16 protein-coding genes are annotated in these 15331 nt (G+C 53.3%); 9 read left to right on the forward strand and 7 right to left on the reverse strand.

What is annotated here, in order from left to right:
* Nucleotides 1–110 precede the first annotated feature (110 nt).
* Together WHX55_RS15915 and WHX55_RS15920 are read left to right on the forward strand one after the other, a co-directional pair.
* On the forward strand, nt 111–1643 hold the full coding sequence (locus tag WHX55_RS15915) for an EAL domain-containing protein (protein WP_151213607.1): 1533 nt from the start codon (nt 111–113) through the stop codon (nt 1641–1643).
* Nucleotides 1644–1876: 233 nt separating this feature from the next.
* Nucleotides 1877–2239 carry a histone-like nucleoid-structuring protein, MvaT/MvaU family gene (locus WHX55_RS15920; protein ID WP_008065377.1) on the forward strand — a complete coding sequence of 121 codons (363 nt, stop codon included), beginning with the start codon at nt 1877–1879 and terminating at the stop codon, nt 2237–2239.
* A 163-nt stretch (nt 2240–2402) separates the two neighbouring features.
* Here the strand turns inward: WHX55_RS15920 and WHX55_RS15925 are convergent, their stop codons facing one another.
* Nucleotides 2403–2921, reverse strand: a complete 519-nt coding sequence (locus WHX55_RS15925) for a DUF4946 domain-containing protein (RefSeq protein WP_150753533.1) — start codon at nt 2919–2921, stop codon at nt 2403–2405.
* A 144-nt stretch (nt 2922–3065) separates the two neighbouring features.
* On the opposite strand from WHX55_RS15925, the gene gloA reads away from it, so the two are divergent.
* Nucleotides 3066–3587, forward strand: a complete 522-nt coding sequence (gloA, locus tag WHX55_RS15930; protein ID WP_090455458.1) for a lactoylglutathione lyase — start codon at nt 3066–3068, stop codon at nt 3585–3587.
* A 133-nt stretch (nt 3588–3720) separates the two neighbouring features.
* Here the strand turns inward: gloA and ahpF are convergent, their stop codons facing one another.
* The 3 genes from ahpF to WHX55_RS15945 all read right to left on the reverse strand — a co-directional run bounded on the left by ahpF (nt 3721) and on the right by WHX55_RS15945 (nt 7331).
* Nucleotides 3721–5283 (reverse strand): alkyl hydroperoxide reductase subunit F, encoded by a 1563-nt coding sequence (gene ahpF / locus WHX55_RS15935; protein ID WP_353740769.1) that lies wholly within the window; start codon nt 5281–5283, stop codon nt 3721–3723.
* A gap of 139 nt (nt 5284–5422) precedes the next feature.
* Nucleotides 5423–5986 (reverse strand): alkyl hydroperoxide reductase subunit C, encoded by a 564-nt coding sequence (gene ahpC / locus WHX55_RS15940; protein WP_007975937.1) that lies wholly within the window; start codon nt 5984–5986, stop codon nt 5423–5425.
* 406 nt (nt 5987–6392) lie between these two features.
* Nucleotides 6393–7331 (reverse strand): site-specific integrase, encoded by a 939-nt coding sequence (locus WHX55_RS15945; RefSeq protein ID WP_353740770.1) that lies wholly within the window; start codon nt 7329–7331, stop codon nt 6393–6395.
* A 179-nt stretch (nt 7332–7510) separates the two neighbouring features.
* Between WHX55_RS15945 and WHX55_RS15950 the strand changes: the two genes are divergently transcribed.
* Nucleotides 7511–8521, forward strand: a complete 1011-nt coding sequence (locus WHX55_RS15950) for a DNA-binding protein (RefSeq protein ID WP_353740771.1) — start codon at nt 7511–7513, stop codon at nt 8519–8521.
* On the opposite strand, the gene gorA is transcribed toward WHX55_RS15950, so the two are convergent.
* The 3 genes from gorA to WHX55_RS15965 form a co-directional block, all read right to left on the reverse strand.
* Nucleotides 8518–9876: a glutathione-disulfide reductase gene (gene gorA / locus WHX55_RS15955; RefSeq protein ID WP_353740772.1), complete on the reverse strand. Its 1359-nt coding sequence runs from the start codon at nt 9874–9876 to the stop codon at nt 8518–8520. The two genes, WHX55_RS15950 and gorA, sit on opposite strands and share 4 nt — an antisense overlap.
* Nucleotides 9877–10057: 181 nt before the next feature.
* The gene (locus WHX55_RS15960; RefSeq protein ID WP_150723692.1) at nt 10058–10477 is read right to left on the reverse strand and encodes a PaaI family thioesterase; all 420 of its coding nucleotides are present in this window, start codon (nt 10475–10477) and stop codon (nt 10058–10060) included.
* A gap of 24 nt (nt 10478–10501) precedes the next feature.
* The gene (locus tag WHX55_RS15965; RefSeq protein WP_224789642.1) at nt 10502–11272 is read right to left on the reverse strand and encodes a LuxR C-terminal-related transcriptional regulator; all 771 of its coding nucleotides are present in this window, start codon (nt 11270–11272) and stop codon (nt 10502–10504) included.
* Nucleotides 11273–11619: 347 nt separating this feature from the next.
* Between WHX55_RS15965 and WHX55_RS15970 the strand changes: the two genes are divergently transcribed.
* From WHX55_RS15970 to WHX55_RS15990, 5 genes are read left to right on the forward strand one after another with little or no spacing between them, the layout of a single operon-like run.
* Nucleotides 11620–12309 carry an iron-containing redox enzyme family protein gene (locus WHX55_RS15970; RefSeq protein ID WP_353740773.1) on the forward strand — a complete coding sequence of 230 codons (690 nt, stop codon included), beginning with the start codon at nt 11620–11622 and terminating at the stop codon, nt 12307–12309.
* Nucleotides 12310–12330: 21 nt separating this feature from the next.
* Complete coding sequence (locus tag WHX55_RS15975) at nt 12331–12975, forward strand: hypothetical protein (protein ID WP_353740774.1); 645 nt, start codon at nt 12331–12333, stop codon at nt 12973–12975.
* A gap of 4 nt (nt 12976–12979) precedes the next feature.
* A complete protein-coding gene (locus tag WHX55_RS15980) occupies nt 12980–13714 on the forward strand; it encodes a class I SAM-dependent methyltransferase (protein WP_150723689.1) in 735 nt (244 codons plus the stop codon).
* On the forward strand, nt 13714–14736 hold the full coding sequence (locus tag WHX55_RS15985) for an alkane 1-monooxygenase (RefSeq protein ID WP_353740775.1): 1023 nt from the start codon (nt 13714–13716) through the stop codon (nt 14734–14736). The genes WHX55_RS15980 and WHX55_RS15985 overlap by 1 nt, the downstream gene beginning before the upstream one ends.
* 7 nt (nt 14737–14743) lie before the next feature.
* Entirely contained in the window at nt 14744–15187 is a 444-nt protein-coding gene (locus tag WHX55_RS15990; protein ID WP_150723687.1) for a PaaI family thioesterase, read from the forward strand.
* Nucleotides 15188–15331 lie beyond the last annotated feature (144 nt).

Genomic DNA, 15331 nt, shown 5'->3' on the forward strand with positions numbered 1-15331 from the left:
GGCATAACCGCCAACGGCCAACTATCATGGCCCATACCCGAACTCTTCATGGGAGGCGTTTTGCCCTGCCATCATTTGAGAGCCTTACTTCTTCGTGACAGGATTCGCGAATGCCGTTGAAAGCCAAAACCCGTAGTCGCAACACAAGAATTGCTGTGACCCTGATCAGTGGATTGCTCCCGGTGCTGCTGGGGACCGCCATTCTTTATATGCAAGCAGGGCGTGCGCTCAAACAAGACACCGAACAAACTGCCGAAGAAGCGATTCGCCAGTTCGACCTGATGCTCGACAACACCGCTCAGGCCGCTCGTGAACTACTGCCGCTGGCGGGCCAACGTTGCGCTGACGTCAGTCTGGCCCTGCGCGAGCAGGTCACTCGCCGCCCATTCGTGAGCTCAACCAATCTGGTGTGGGACAACAACCTCTATTGCAGCTCTCTGTTCGGCGACTACCAGGAGAAGGTCAACCCCGGTGACTACACCCAGGGCGCCTTATGGCTCATGAGCGGCAATCCGGTAACACCCGACACCGCCTTGCTGGTCTACCGCCTGAGTGAAGGAAAAAAAGGTGCACTGACGACCCTCTATGGTCATCACTTGAGCAATATCCTGCGCTTGATAAGCCGCAAGACTTTGCTATTGCTGCAAGTTGGCCCGGACTGGATATCCGCCGACGGCAAGGTTCACAGGGGCGCTGCGCCTGACCTGCCCGTTGCGCAAAGTCGATTGACCTCCCAGCATTATGCTTTTGCCGTGGAAGCGGGTTTCCCCAAAGGCGAAACCTGGCGATACATGAGCAGCGAATATCCACCGTTGTTCAGCCTGCTGATTTTCTTCGGTGTGATTGCCGGGGCAATTGGTCACTTCCTGCAAAAGCGCTCATCGGCACCCACCCAGGAAATGCAGCGGGCACTGGAAGCTGCGGAGTTCATTCCGTATTTCCAACCCGTGGTGCATGGCGACAGCAAAAGCTGGTCCGGCGCTGAAGTGCTGATGCGCTGGAAACATCCGAAGGAAGGCCTGGTGCGTCCGGATCTGTTCATTCCGTTTGCCGAGCACTCTGGGCTGATAGTGCCAATGACCCGCTCACTGATGCGACAAACCGCCGCCCTGCTCGCGCCGCACTCCGTCAGATTCAACAAGCCGTTTCACATTGGTATCAACATCACCGCCAGCCATTGCCAGGACCTGGAGCTGATCAAGGATTGCCGCGAGTTTCTCGATGCGTTTGAACCAGGCTCGATCCATCTGGTACTGGAACTGACCGAGCGCGAACTGATCGAGCCCACGGCCATCACCCTGCAATTGTTCGAGCAACTTCGCGAACTGGGCGTGAAAATCGCCATCGACGACTTCGGCACGGGCCACTCAAGCCTTGGCTACCTGCGGCAGTTCAATGTCGATTTTCTGAAAATCGACCAGAGTTTTGTCGCCATGATCGGCATCGACACACTCTCCAGCCACATTCTGGACAGCATCATCGAACTGGCGGTCAAACTCGACCTTGCCCTGGTGGCCGAAGGTGTCGAAACCCGTGAGCAGAGTGATTACCTGAGCGCTCACCGGGTCAACTTCCTGCAAGGTTATCTGTTCGGCAAACCCATGCCCGGCACGGAATTCATTAGTGCATTAAGCAACCATTAACTAGCGGATTTAACCGACAAAAAAACGATTACGCGCACCAATTTGAATCAAAACACTACTGCCGTTACATGAAAAAAAAGACAGGATTTACTCTTGGCCAATTAACTACTACAATTTTACATGCCTGCGCTAAATTGGCAGGTGAGCCACTATCACCGAGTCGCTTCAAGGCTCTTGGCTTATAGCTTTGTTTGCGGTTGGTATCAGCCAAACACACTATTGGAGTAAAGATATTGTCCAGACTCGCTGAATTCCGTGCAGCCGAAAAGGCTCTTCAAGAACAGCTCAAGCAGCTGGAATCCCTGAAGAACGATGCCGGGCTCAAGAAAGAAATCGAATTCGAAGAGAAGCTCCAGGGCTTGATGAAAACCTATGGCAAGAGCCTGCGCGACATCATCGCCATTCTCGACCCTAACCCGGCAAAATCCGGCCTGCAGCAGGCAGCACCTAAAACCCGCCGCGCCCGCGTGGTCAAGGTTTATCAGAACCCGCACACCGGCGAGCTGATTGAAACCAAGGGCGGCAACCACCGCGGCCTGAAAGCCTGGAAAGAACAGTACGGTGCAGCCACCGTTGATTCCTGGCTGCGCGGCTAACTCTCGCGGCGACAAAAAAGCCCTGCTTATGCAGGGCTTTTTCATGGGTTATCTAAATGCCCGGGGCGGACACCCGTCAACTACCTGACTGCCACCAACTTTGCGCTTAATCCATTTGGATATCTAAAATTTTCTTCATGCATCGAAAAAGCACTGTCGCTGACTAAAGTTTCAGACTGTTACGGGCAGCGTCTATTTCATCCTGGCTCGTCTTATAAGCCTCGGCCTGCCCTGCGTAGGAAAGAACATAGGCCTTATCGGCATCCACCGCGGCCACCAATGTTTGAGAAAGCACATGCCTGCCATTTTGCGTGATGGTGCAGGTTGTTTCCAGCGCGGCCAATCGACTCAACGTAGTCGAATGAATTCGCGTGCAGACACTTTGATACCCGCCCTGAAAGAAGTCTTTTTGAACCGACTTGCGCATCTCCAGCAATACGCCTTCGAGGTTTACCTGGTGATCGCTTTGCACCGGGCTCATGGTCAGTTCCATCACCATGAGCGGCGATCCATTCTGATCATTTTTTACCGCCCGCTGGCGACTGACCCCCGACGCCGATTCAGGCACGACTTCGACCTGCCAGCCTTCCGGCCAGGTCACTACTGGTGCATCGGCGCGGGCAATGCCAGCCAGCGAAAACACGCTTAGCAGGATGAACAGCACGTTACGGAATCGAATCATTGCAATGGGCACTCAAGGATCAAGCCGTAAAGTCTGGGCCCAGGCCGGCTGTCAGGCAATAGCCGACTGTTTGGGTTTGGTGATGTCCGAACCCTTGCGTATCATTGTCGCCATTCGTTAGCCCACATATTTCCCGGAGGGCCCATGAGCCTGCACGAATTGAACACCTTCCCCGGCGTCACCGCCCAACCGGACGCCGCCACGCAGAAATTTGTCTTCAACCACACCATGCTGCGGGTCAAGGACATCACCAAGTCCCTGGACTTCTACACACGCATTCTGGGTTTTACCCTGGTGGAAAAACGCGACTTCCCGGAAGCCGAGTTCAGCCTGTATTTCCTTGCGCTGGTCGACAAAAACCAGATCCCGGCCGATGCCGCCGCGCGCACCGAGTGGATGAAATCGATCCCCGGCATTCTGGAGTTGACCCACAACCATGGCACCGAGAACGATGCGGATTTCGCCTACCACAATGGCAACACCGACCCCCGCGGTTTCGGCCACATCTGCATCTCGGTGCCGGACATCGTCGCCGCCTGCGAGCGCTTTGAAGCACTGGGCTGCGATTTCCAGAAACGCTTGAGCGATGGCCGCATGAAGAGCCTGGCATTCATCAAGGACCCGGACGCCTACTGGGTCGAGATCATTCAGCCAGCACCACTGTAAATCAGAATCAAAAGATCGCAGCCTGCGGCAGCTCCTACGGAGATCGGTGCAGGAGCTGCCGCAGGCTGCGATCTTTTGATCCATAAAAAACCCCATGATCAATCATGGGGTTTTTTATTTTCAGTGCCGGGGTTTATGCCGGTGCAGAAGTGCGGATCAAGTGATCGAAAGCACTCAGCGAAGCCTTGGCGCCCTCGCCCACTGCGATCACGATCTGCTTGTACGGCACGGTGGTCACGTCGCCGGCGGCAAACACACCCGGTACCGACGTTTCACTCCGAGCGTCAACGATGATCTCGCCACGGGGCGACAACTCGATGGTGCCTTTGAGCCAATCGGTGTTGGGCAGCAGACCGATCTGCACAAAGATCCCTTCCAGCTCCACACTGCGCAACTCGTCGCTCTGACGATCCTTGTAGCGCAGGCCGTTGACCTTCTGGCCGTCGCCGGTGACCTCGGTGGTTTGCGCACTGGTAATCACGGTAACGTTCGGCAAGCTGTGCAACTTGCGCTGCAATACCGCATCGGCACGCAACTGCACATCGAACTCCAGCAGCGTGACATGGGACACGATACCGGCCAGGTCGATGGCCGCTTCGACGCCGGAGTTGCCGCCACCAATCACCGCCACGCGCTTGCCCTTGAACAGCGGACCGTCGCAGTGCGGGCAGTACGCCACGCCTTTGTTGCGGTATTGCTGCTCGCCCGGCACGTTCATTTCACGCCACCGCGCGCCGGTTGCGAGGATCACGGTCTTGGCCTTGAGCTTCGCACCGCTGGCGAAGTGGACTTCGTGCAACTCACCTTCTTTGCCAGTGATCAATTTGTCTGCACGCTGCAGATTCATGATATCCACGTCGTACTGCTTAACGTGCTCTTCCAGCGCCACGGCCAGTTTCGGACCTTCGGTTTCCTGCACGGAAATGAAGTTCTCGATGGCCATGGTGTCCAGCACCTGCCCACCAAAACGCTCTGCCGCGATGCCGGTGCGAATACCTTTGCGAGCCGCATAGATCGCCGCCGAAGCACCGGCTGGCCCACCGCCGACCACCAGCACATCAAAGGTTTCTTTGGCGCTGATCTTCTCGGCCTGGCGTTCGATGCCGCTGGTGTCGATTTTGGCGAGGATTTCTTCCAGGCCCATGCGCCCCTGGCCGAAGTTCACACCGTTGAGGTAGATGCTTGGGACCGCCATGATCTGGCGCTCATCGACTTCAGCCTGGAACAGCGCGCCGTCGATGGCGACGTGGCGAATGCTCGGGTTCAGTACCGCCATCAGGTTCAGCGCCTGGACCACGTCCGGGCAGTTCTGGCAGGACAGCGAGAAGTAAGTCTCGAAGTTGAACTCGCCTTTGAGCGAGCGGATCTGTTCGATCACTTCGGCACTGGCTTTGGACGGGTGACCGCCGACTTGCAGCAAGGCCAGCACCAAGGACGTGAATTCGTGGCCCATCGGGATGCCGGCGAAACGCAGGCTGATATCGGCTCCCGGACGATTGATCGAGAACGACGGCTTGCGTGCATCATCGCCGTTGTCGAGCAAGGTAATCTGGGTGGAAAGACTGGTAACGTCTTTCAACAGTTCGAGCATTTCCTGGGATTTCGCACCGTCGTCGAGGGAAGCAACGATCTCGATCGGCTGGGTGACCCGTTCCAGGTACGATTTCAACTGGGCTTTAAGATTGGTGTCCAACATACGGGCGATTTCCTTTTTACTGTTTCATATAAAGCGGGCATAAAAAACGCCCGAGCGAATCTCGCCCGGGCGTTTTTATTGGGCGGTGCAGCTTGCTTAGAAGGTGCGGAAGTCCGCCCTGATGAAACGCGTCACAGACTTAGATCTTGCCGACCAGGTCCAGGGACGGCGCCAGAGTGGCCTCGCCTTCTTTCCACTTGGCTGGGCAAACCTGACCTGGGTGAGCAGCGACGTACTGGGCAGCCTTGATCTTGCGCAGCAGCTCGGAAGCGTCACGGCCTACACCGCCGTCGTTCAGTTCAACGATCTTGATCTGGCCTTCCGGGTTGATCACGAAGGTGCCGCGGTCAGCCAGGCCTGCTTCTTCGATCAGCACGTCGAAGTTGCGGGAGATGGCGTGAGTCGGGTCGCCAATCATGGTGTACTGGATCTTGCCGATGGCTGGCGAAGTGTTGTGCCAGGCAGCGTGGGCAAAGTGAGTGTCGGTTGAAACGCTGTAGATCTCGACGCCGAGCTTCTGGAACGCGTCGTAGTTGTCGGCCAGGTCTTCCAGTTCGGTCGGGCAGACGAAGGTGAAGTCGGCCGGGTAGAAGAACACCACAGACCACTTGCCTTTCAGGTCAGCGTCCGAGACTTTTACGAAGTCGCCATTTTTGAATGCGTCAGCTTTGAACGGTTTAACTTGGCTGTTGATGATAGGCATCGTTGACTCTCCGTCAGGGGTTAAGAAGTTGATGGAGAGAACTTTACCCACTCGACGGACGGTTGGCTCATTGGCAAACCTGATGCTGCTGATTGGCTTTCGCTATTAGCCAGCTGTATTAATAGAAGAAAACGGTATCTAGGGGGTGTTCTCAATTAGTTTCCCCTCCGCGTTGTCGCCTTAAAGCTGGCCAGGCAAGGCGTAGGCCGCTGGGAATGGTTGTTCCCTTTCCAAGGCCGGCAACGCAGCATGGCCAGCTTTAAGGCACAACCCGAAGGGCCGGGCCTGCTGTTGTGCAGGGCTGTGTTGCTCGAAGCTGATTTGGAATGACCAAACTGCGCTTCTCGCGCCTTGCCCTGCACAACAGCAGACCCGGCGCGGAGGGGAAACTAATTGAGAACACCCCCTAGGGTGACACGGGCTTTTCCGTGATACGCGCCATGCCGAGGAACGGACTGGCTTCGATGTAGCGCATGGCTGACTTCATGTCTTTCCAGCCTACATAGCTCATCAGCGACTTCAAATCCCAGCCACTCTGATGCGCCCAGGTGGCAAAACCGCGACGCAAGGAGTGACTGGTGTAAAGCTCGCCGGCGATACCTGCTCGGGCCAACGCCTGACGTAATAACGGAATCACACTGTTGGCGTGCAATCCCCCCTCGCCCAGATGCCCCCAGCGGTCGATGCCACGGAACACCGCCCCCCGCACCAGTGCCGCCTCGGTAATCCAGTCGATATAAGCCTGCACCGGACACAAGCGCTGCAAGGCCGGCGTCTGATAGGTCTTGCCGAGGTTGTCGCGATCACTCTTGCTGCGCGGCAGATAGAGACTGATGCCGGAACCGGCGCTGGCCTGCACGTGTTCCACCTGAAGCCGGCACAACTCATCGCTACGAAAGCCGCGCCAGAAGCCCAGCAGGATCAAGGCCATGTCGCGCCTGGCCCGCAGCAAACCCGCTCGGTCGCCTGCGGCCCTGGCGACTTGCACTTCTTGCTCCAGACAACTGACCACCTGTTCCAGATGCTGAAGCTGCAAGGGTTCGGCTTGTTTTTCCTGGGCCGGGTGCAGAGCGCGAATACCCTTGAACACCTTGCGCACCACCGGCGCCTTGGTGGGATCGGCAAAACCCTGGCTGTTGTGCCACTGCGCCAATGCCGACAAACGCAGTTTCAGCGTGTTGATCGACAACACACCGGCATGGGCCACCAGGTAGCGCGCCACGCTGTCGCCAGTGGCCGGCAGAAAACCGCCCCATGTGACTTCGAAGTGCTCGATGGCTGCGCGATAGCTGCGACGGGTGTTGTCGCGCGTCGCCGCCTGTAGGTAACGATCCAGCTCAGACATGGGGGTCAACTCTTGAATTCATACCGCTTTGACGGGTCAAAAACCGGTATTGGGTGTATCACACGGGGTAATACCAGTATATCCCGTGTCAGTTACATTCAGCATTTAACTTTATGAATTGAATGGTACAATGTGTATTTACGTGGTACGTACCACATCATCAAAACCCTGGAGATCTCATGGCACGCGGCGGTGTAAATAAAGCGGTGGTTCAAGCCGCTCGGTTGGCGATTCTCGCCCGCGGCGGAAACCCCAGCATCGATGCCGTACGCATCGAGATGGGCAATACCGGCTCGAAAACCACGATTCATCGATATCTCAAGGAGCTGGATAACCGGAGCGAACCTGCCGAAGCGCCAGCGGAACCGATTGACGACGAACTGATGGCGCTGGTGGCGCGGCTCGCACAAAGACTCAAGGAGCAGGCGCAGGAACCCATCGACCAGGCGCGCGCGCAGTACGAAGAACAACGCAAGGCGCTGGATAACCAGCTCGGCAAAGCGCAAGAGACCAACAGCGAACTGCACCAGCAATACGAATTTCAAAGCCTGGCACTGACTCAGGAATCCGAAGCCCTGCACGAAACCCGCGCCATGCTGCAAACGGAGCAGACCCGAAACGCCGGGTTGAACCAGGCGCTGGCTGATTTCGAACTGCGGTTGAAAGACAAGGACGAGCAGATCCGCTCCCTTGAGGAAAAACACCTGCACACCCGCGACGCGCTGGAGCACTACCGCAATGCGGTCAAGGAACAGCGCGAACAGGAAATGAGTCGCCACGAAGGCCAGGTGCAACAGCTACAGATGGAACTGCGCCAGGCACAACAAAGCGCGCTGGTACGCCAGGATGAAATCACCCAGTTGCACCGCGACAACGAACGCTTGCTGACTGAAAACCGCGGCACGCTGCGCGAGCTAAGCCTGCTGCAAGAACAGCTCAAGCAAAGCAATACCCGCCAGGATCAGTTGCTGGAACAGACCACCCGCGTCGACGGCGAGCGCACCCTCCTCCAGGAACGCCTGCGTGTCGCCCTGCTGGAAAGCCAGGCACTCAAACAGAACGTCGATGAGCAGTCGCAGCTCAACAGGTCATTGGAAATGGATCTGGCCAAGACCCGGGCGGATCTGGAAGAACGCGTACGTCTGGCCGCGACCCTTGCGGCAGCGGCAGACGCAGCGAAGGACAATTAACCAGCGACCGGCGACCGCATGGTGACGAACTCTTCGGCGGCCGTCGGGTGCACCCCGATGGTTTCGTCGAAGTCGCGCTTGGTGGCGCCGGCCTTCAAGGCAATCGCCAGGCCCTGGACGATTTCACCGGCTTCCGGGCCGACCATGTGGCAACCCAGGACCTTGTCGGTCCCGGCGTCCACCACCAGCTTCATCAGCGTGCGCTCCTGGCATTCGGTCAGGGTCAGCTTCATCGGCCGGAAGCGGCTTTCGAAGATCTGCACCTCGTGGCCGGCTTCGCGAGCCTCTTCTTCGGTCAGACCGACAGTGCCGATGTTTGGCAAGCTGAACACCGCCGTCGGGATCATCTTGTAATCCACTGGACGATACTGCTCTGGCTTGAACAGGCGCCGTGCCACCGCCATGCCTTCAGCCAGCGCCACCGGTGTCAGCTGAACACGGCCGATCACATCGCCCAGCGCCAGGATCGACGGCTCGGCGGTTTGATACAGCTCGTCGACCTCGACGAAGCCTTTCTTGTCGAGTTTGACCCCGGTGTTTTCCAGCCCCAGATTGTCCAGCATCGGACGACGACCCGTGGCGTAGAACACGCAATCGGCATCCAGTTGGCGACCATCCTTGAGCGTGACTTTCAGGCTGCCATCGGCCTGCTTCTCGATGCGCTCGATGTCCGCATTGAATTGCAGGTCCATGCCGCGCTTGGTCAACTCTTCCTGCAAATGCTTGCGCACGGAACCGTCAAAGCCGCGCAGGAACAATTCGCCGCGATACAGCAGCGTGGTCTGCGCACCGAGGCCATGGAAGATCCCGGCGAACTCAACCGCAATGTAGCCACCGCCCACCACCAACACCCGCTTGGGCAGCTCTTTGAGGAAGAGCGCCTGATTGGAACTGATGGCATGCTCGTGCCCCGGAATCTCCGGAATCTGCGGCCAGCCGCCAGTAGCGATCAGGATGTTTTTGGCGCTAAAGCGCTCGCCATTGATCTCGACCTGATGTGGGTCGACGATCTTCGCGTGACCTTCATGCAAGGTCACGCCACTGTTGACCAGCAGGTTGCGATAAATGCCATTGAGGCGATTGATCTCGCGGTCCTTGTTGGCGATCAAAGTCGGCCAGTCGAACTGTGCTTCATCCAGACCCCAGCCAAAACCGGAAGCCTGCTCGAAGTCTTCGGCGAAGTGCGCACCGTAAACCAGCAATTTTTTCGGCACGCAGCCGACGTTCACACAGGTCCCGCCCAGGTAGCGGCTCTCGGCCACGGCCACTTTCGCACCGAACCCGGCGGCAAACCGCGCAGCCCGCACACCGCCGGAACCGGCACCAATCACATAAAGGTCAAAATCGTAGGCCATTTTCAATCTCCTCGGCAGGTGACCAGCATACCCATAGACACTTCTGGGGCAAGCGCTGCAGTTGATATGAGGCCGAAAAATGAAAATACTACTCGAGCGATTCGCCCCCTGGCCTAATCTTCAACCAATTGTTGTTATCCGGGTATTTTGCCAACGCCAGCAAGTTATCTTTAGGGATCCGTTATAGCTTTCGGACCAGCGCTGCTGCGGTTGCAGTGGCAATAACTTGCCCCGCCTGCTCAAGCTCACCAGAGAGAAAGCAAACCTGCCCTCCTCGCCGAACCACACGCCCCCTCCCAATTAACCCCCCTATCTTGGCTGGAGCATGAAAATTTACATTTAGGCTCAAGGTTGGCGCAAACTCACCCTCCTTGAGCGTTGCAGCTAGAGCCGGCCCCATCGTGTCGTCAAGCATCGCCGCAAGGAACCCGCCTTGTACATTGCCCGCTGGGTTCGTGAAGGCCTCGATAGCTTCAAACGAGACTTCAATACTTCCTTCGTTAACATCAACATTTAAGATTTTGATTCCAAGCGTTTCAGCAGCCTTCGGCGTAGGTAAATGCCCCTCCTGCACCTTCCAGAAAAATGCCTTACTGTCCATTGCGGATTCTCCGAATCTAAATCGTTAAGAGGTAAAGCGTTGAGCCATAAAAGAAACAAGTTCCATTCTATTGCTTGCAGACAGCTTTTCCGATGCGTTGTACAGATGATTTCTAACTGTATTTGAACTAATCCCAAGGATGAGCGCTATGTCTGCGTTAGTTTTACCTTGACTTACCCAGTAGACAACCTCCTCTTCTCGCCCGGTCAGGGCCGCCAACTCCTTACCGTCCACCAGATGAAATTCACGCTCAATGGTTTGAGGGAGTTCATGTAATGCAGAATGAGTAAGTGCAGCACTAGCAATGAGAAAGTCCACGACTTTATCATCACTTCCAGAGATATAGTTGTAAAATCCAAACGCTGAGATTGTTCCGGCTTCTTTATCAAAAAAGCCATGAATAGCCATATTCCTGTACCCATGCGCAACAAAATTCTCTTCCCATGCTGAACTTGGCTTTACAGGTGCTTTTACTAGCAATGGCCTACCCGAAGCAAACCAAGACGACAGCGGAGGGCTTTGCACGCCTCCTGCAGTCGTTCTGATACCTCTTCGGTATGATAGGGGCAGATTATGGGTAATTTCGCGATCCAGCGACACACCGAGAGCATGGATCACACCATATCCGAAAAAAGACGCTTCGTATCTAACGGTTTGATTGGTGAGTCGTTGAAAAAACCGGAGAAAGTCCCAGCAACTACGCCCCCTTCCTCGAGTCGCCCCAAATGGTGGAGGCGAACAATCTAATACGCATATCGCGTGATCAAGTACACTTCCAGGCAATGGATGCGTCATACATTAGACTCTTTTTTGTTTTGATTACGACACTTAATAAACGACCTAATTAGAGCGACAAACCCAAGATAACACCCCAACATGACACGTCAAAAAAAACTTGTAACAAATTAATCCTTTCAGCTTGAACAATAATTTGCCAGCCGGAATTCGCCGACCAAGCTTTCTTGCCCTGCCGCACCGAGAACTTTAGCTCGAAATAGCGAGAAGAGGTACGCGGGATGGGGGCTACTCGTAGACAGACGTGGATAACAGACCTCCATCTCTGGATCACTGGTACATTTTTCCTATTTTAGTGCTGACAAGAGCGCGATTACCGTCGGACTCCAATCGCAAGGAGAGTCAACATGCACAAGTTTGATTTCATCGTAGAGAAGACGAAGAACGAATATAAACAGTTCGTTGAAACCAACCCACTGTTGAAAGTTGTAACGAGTGGCGGCATGACCGAAACCCATTACGCAGCCTACCTTCGCGAGACATATCACTTGGTACGCCATACATCACGAATGCTGGCCTTGGGCGGAGCGCGTCTGAGCGATGATCGTCGGGAGCTTCGCAACTGGTTTTTTGAACAGATCCTAGAGGAAAATGGCCACGACCTCTTCTGTATCAAGGATCTAAAAAATATTGGCCTTCATTCAGATTACTTTCTCGATTCCCAGCCTTCCGCAGGCGCTTGGGGCTTGATTACGCAGAACTATTACATGGCAACATATGGCAATCCCATTGGCATCCTTGGAGTCGCCACGGCAACCGAAGGGCTAGGAGCCGATTTCGGCACTATGTTCGCGAATGTCATGATGGAGCAGTACGGGATACCAAGTAACGCGGTGACTTTTTTGCGCAGTCATGGAGGATTCGATGCGAAACATCTACAGGAGGCAGTCGAGGCGATCGAGCTCATTCATGATGATGAAGTGGATTACGTAGTGCACGCACGCCGCATGACGTTCCGTCTCTACGGCCAGTTATTCAATGACGTATTGACGGCGGATGCAGTTGACCGACCAACTCTAAACTCTGCATTGAAGTAGTGCTCAGATTGGAGAAATAGCATGAAAGATCTTTATGACCTGCAAAATTACTCGATTTGGGAAATTGATCGATCAGATCATACCTTAATGTATCAGTACGAAGAGATAATCAGGCAGTCCTACGAGTCGCTCGGCTTTTTCAAACCATCAATTCTGCCTGGACCAAATACTCGGTGCTTCGGCCTTTTCTTTGACAACAAGATGGAGGGGACGCTTGGTTTATGCGAGAGCTTTTACTCCGAGGCAAATCCTTATTTTCGGTATCTGCCCGATATCGGACACAGGCCAAGGCTTCTTGAAGCAACCAATGTAGTCTTAACGCCAAACTTCCGCGGCAATATTGCAATTGGCATTCTACTCCGAGACGCTGCAACGCGAGCGATCAATGACAATTTCGACTTCATAGTCGGGATTACTCGATATCAAACACTTAGATACTTTGTCGATTTTGGCTTGGTTCCAATTGATCATCCCCCGCTCCATATGATGGGGTGCGATGACATCGACGACTGGATCATGTACTACCGAACAAGTGAGAGTTCGGCTGCATTCTACCTAAAGGAGCGTGCCAATCGATATTTTCACCAACAAAAGACGATGAGAGCGATTCGTCAGCGGCGAAAGAAAGTCGAGCTTTTGCAAACCGCGTTACAGCAGAGAAGCTAGTCACATGAATTCATTTGAAGACCAGTTCGCCACATATCGTCAACAACACTTGGGTTTTGTTGACAGACTGATCTATCAGGAAAAGCCGGAGATTCTTGACTTATTCCCTGAAAGTGAATCAGCGGCCGAGGTTGTCAGAGATTTGGAAGCGTTTGCAAATGCATCTGGGCTCCAGCGGAAACTCACCAGTCTCGTCCTAAAAAATTTACGAGCGCAAGTAGGTGGCAGCACATCGGTAATTGAGGTTTGCGGAGGAAGTTGCTGGTTACTCAGAAATATAACATCACAAGTCAACCAAGGTGAATTTTACATTCATGCCGTAGGTAGTGATATTTCAGAGCGCCACATAGAGACGAATAAAACAGAATTCGGACATATGAATATTGAATGGCTTATTGCAGATGCAACTGACCTTACCTTCTCGGACCTAAAATTTGATGTCGCACTGAACTGCCAGGCACTGCACCACTTTCCAGCGAGCACAGTCATAAGACTACTTCAGGAGCTTAAGAGAATTTCCAAGAAGGTAATAATCTTTGATCTACGACGAACTTTTTATGGACCTACCTTGGTACAATTTCTCTCACCCTTCTACTCCAGAAACTTCATCAGTGATGGAATAGCATCGCACAGACGGGCCTATAGTATCCAAGAAATGAAATTTATTATTAATATTGCTGATTTACCTTATAAGGTCACCCCCTTTACCCCGGTGGGTATGCTTGTGGAGTCAATTTAATGATTCGTGATTTAGCATATTGCCTTGCCTTGCTCCACCCCTTGTCTGTCGGGTTAGGTTTATGGAACGGAGGCAATTGGGTCTATACCACTATAGTTCTTGGCGTTGTAATTTATCCTGTTGTCGAAGTATTAGGCAGACCACTCATCGCATCAAATAATGGCTCCAATTTAGCGAAAATTCCAGAGTTAATTGCTCGAGTCACCTTTGTAGCCGTCATTACCACAGTAGCCGCCACGATAATTATCATTCCAGACGGGAAGTTTACGACACTCGAAAAAATCGCACTAATCTACGCATGCGGATTGACAACAGGGATCGTCGGAGTTGTTCTAGCTCATGAAATGTTTCATAGACGAGCTCCTATGCATAGGCATTTAGGTTCAATACTCATGTTTCTAACGAGCTACCCTCACTTCAAATTGCAGCATTTGTACAGCCATCATCCAAACGTAGCAACAGAGCGTGACCACTCAACAGCGCAATATGGCCAATCTCTATATAATTTTTACACTCAATCAATTTTTTTAGGTGGTTTATCTATGTGGAAAAGAGAATGCGCCCGTTCTGCAATACTCTCAAGCCATAAGTATCATCCGATCCACAACCGCGCCATGACTCTATGGATTATTCAGAGCCTTATTTACATAGCCGTATTTATTCTTCTTGGGCCAATTGCGCTTGCTGCATTTATAGCTCAGGGCGTCATTGCTATATTTATACTTGAAACAGTGAATTACATTCAGCACTACGGCCTAAATCGAGAAGACAATTGCAAGCCAGACTACTCAAGCTCCTGGGACAATTATTCACTGACCAACTATGCATTATTTAACTTGGGACATCATTCAGATCACCATATTCATCCTACCAAGCCCTTCCATGACTTGAAGCAACAACCCACAGCACTTGTTATGCCTTATGGATACTTCACCATGGCAATGGTTGCACTTTTTCCACCACTATGGAGACGAGTGATGGATAAACGCTCACCTCACCTTACAATCGAAAAACAACATTGAGGTAATCATGGATTCACTCTCGAAAATCCCTAACAAAGACGGTGACGGTTACGAACTGTTCCCCCAACTATTTCCCTATGAAAGCTTTGAACAAACGGTTGGCCCTCTATTACACAAGAACGAGGCAAACGTTTGGTCATTCAAGTTTCAAATAGATTCCAAACATTTGAATTCGCTGGAGCGTCTGCATGGAGGAATGATAATGACTTTTCTCGATCATACTCTGGGTGGCACCGCTTTTCACGCAATTGGCAACAAACCATGCATCACAGTTAGTTTACACACCGATTTTGTTGCTGGGGCAAAAGTTGGCGACTGGGTAGTCGGGACCGCTAGAGTCAATAAGATTACCGGCAATTTGGTTTTCGTCTCCGGTGAACTTCGAGCAAGTGACAATCTCATTGCCACAGCAAGTGGCGTCTGGCGCTCGACAGAGTTCGGTGCAATCTAGGTCTAGATATATAAAGTAGATGCTCTGCTTACACAACTAGCACAAATGCGTTTCAGACGCAGGCATATCTTACCGCGATACAAAAGCAAGGACCCCGAGCGATGTCGGGGTCCTTTTTTATCCATTTCTGTGTTTTAACACAAA

Origin of the sequence: Pseudomonas fluorescens (genome assembly GCF_040448305.1) — a bacterium.
Taxonomy (GTDB): Bacteria; Pseudomonadota; Gammaproteobacteria; order Pseudomonadales; family Pseudomonadaceae; genus Aquipseudomonas; species Aquipseudomonas fluorescens_BH.

Coding starts and splice junctions, on each gene's coding strand:
- WHX55_RS15915 (WP_151213607.1), top strand. CDS start 111: ATGCCGTTGAAAGCCAAAACCCGTAGTCGCAACACAAGAATTGCTGTG.
- WHX55_RS15925 (WP_150753533.1), bottom strand. CDS start 2,921: ATGATTCGATTCCGTAACGTGCTGTTCATCCTGCTAAGCGTGTTTTCG.
- gloA (WP_090455458.1), top strand. CDS start 3,066: ATGAGCCTGCACGAATTGAACACCTTCCCCGGCGTCACCGCCCAACCG.
- ahpF (WP_353740769.1), bottom strand. CDS start 5,283: ATGTTGGACACCAATCTTAAAGCCCAGTTGAAATCGTACCTGGAACGG.
- ahpC (WP_007975937.1), bottom strand. CDS start 5,986: ATGCCTATCATCAACAGCCAAGTTAAACCGTTCAAAGCTGACGCATTC.
- WHX55_RS15945 (WP_353740770.1), bottom strand. CDS start 7,331: ATGTCTGAGCTGGATCGTTACCTACAGGCGGCGACGCGCGACAACACC.
- WHX55_RS15950 (WP_353740771.1), top strand. CDS start 7,511: ATGGCACGCGGCGGTGTAAATAAAGCGGTGGTTCAAGCCGCTCGGTTG.
- gorA (WP_353740772.1), bottom strand. CDS start 9,876: ATGGCCTACGATTTTGACCTTTATGTGATTGGTGCCGGTTCCGGCGGT.
- WHX55_RS15960 (WP_150723692.1), bottom strand. CDS start 10,477: ATGGACAGTAAGGCATTTTTCTGGAAGGTGCAGGAGGGGCATTTACCT.
- WHX55_RS15965 (WP_224789642.1), bottom strand. CDS start 11,272: ATGACGCATCCATTGCCTGGAAGTGTACTTGATCACGCGATATGCGTA.
- WHX55_RS15970 (WP_353740773.1), top strand. CDS start 11,620: ATGCACAAGTTTGATTTCATCGTAGAGAAGACGAAGAACGAATATAAA.
- WHX55_RS15975 (WP_353740774.1), top strand. CDS start 12,331: ATGAAAGATCTTTATGACCTGCAAAATTACTCGATTTGGGAAATTGAT.
- WHX55_RS15980 (WP_150723689.1), top strand. CDS start 12,980: ATGAATTCATTTGAAGACCAGTTCGCCACATATCGTCAACAACACTTG.
- WHX55_RS15985 (WP_353740775.1), top strand. CDS start 13,714: ATGATTCGTGATTTAGCATATTGCCTTGCCTTGCTCCACCCCTTGTCT.
- WHX55_RS15990 (WP_150723687.1), top strand. CDS start 14,744: ATGGATTCACTCTCGAAAATCCCTAACAAAGACGGTGACGGTTACGAA.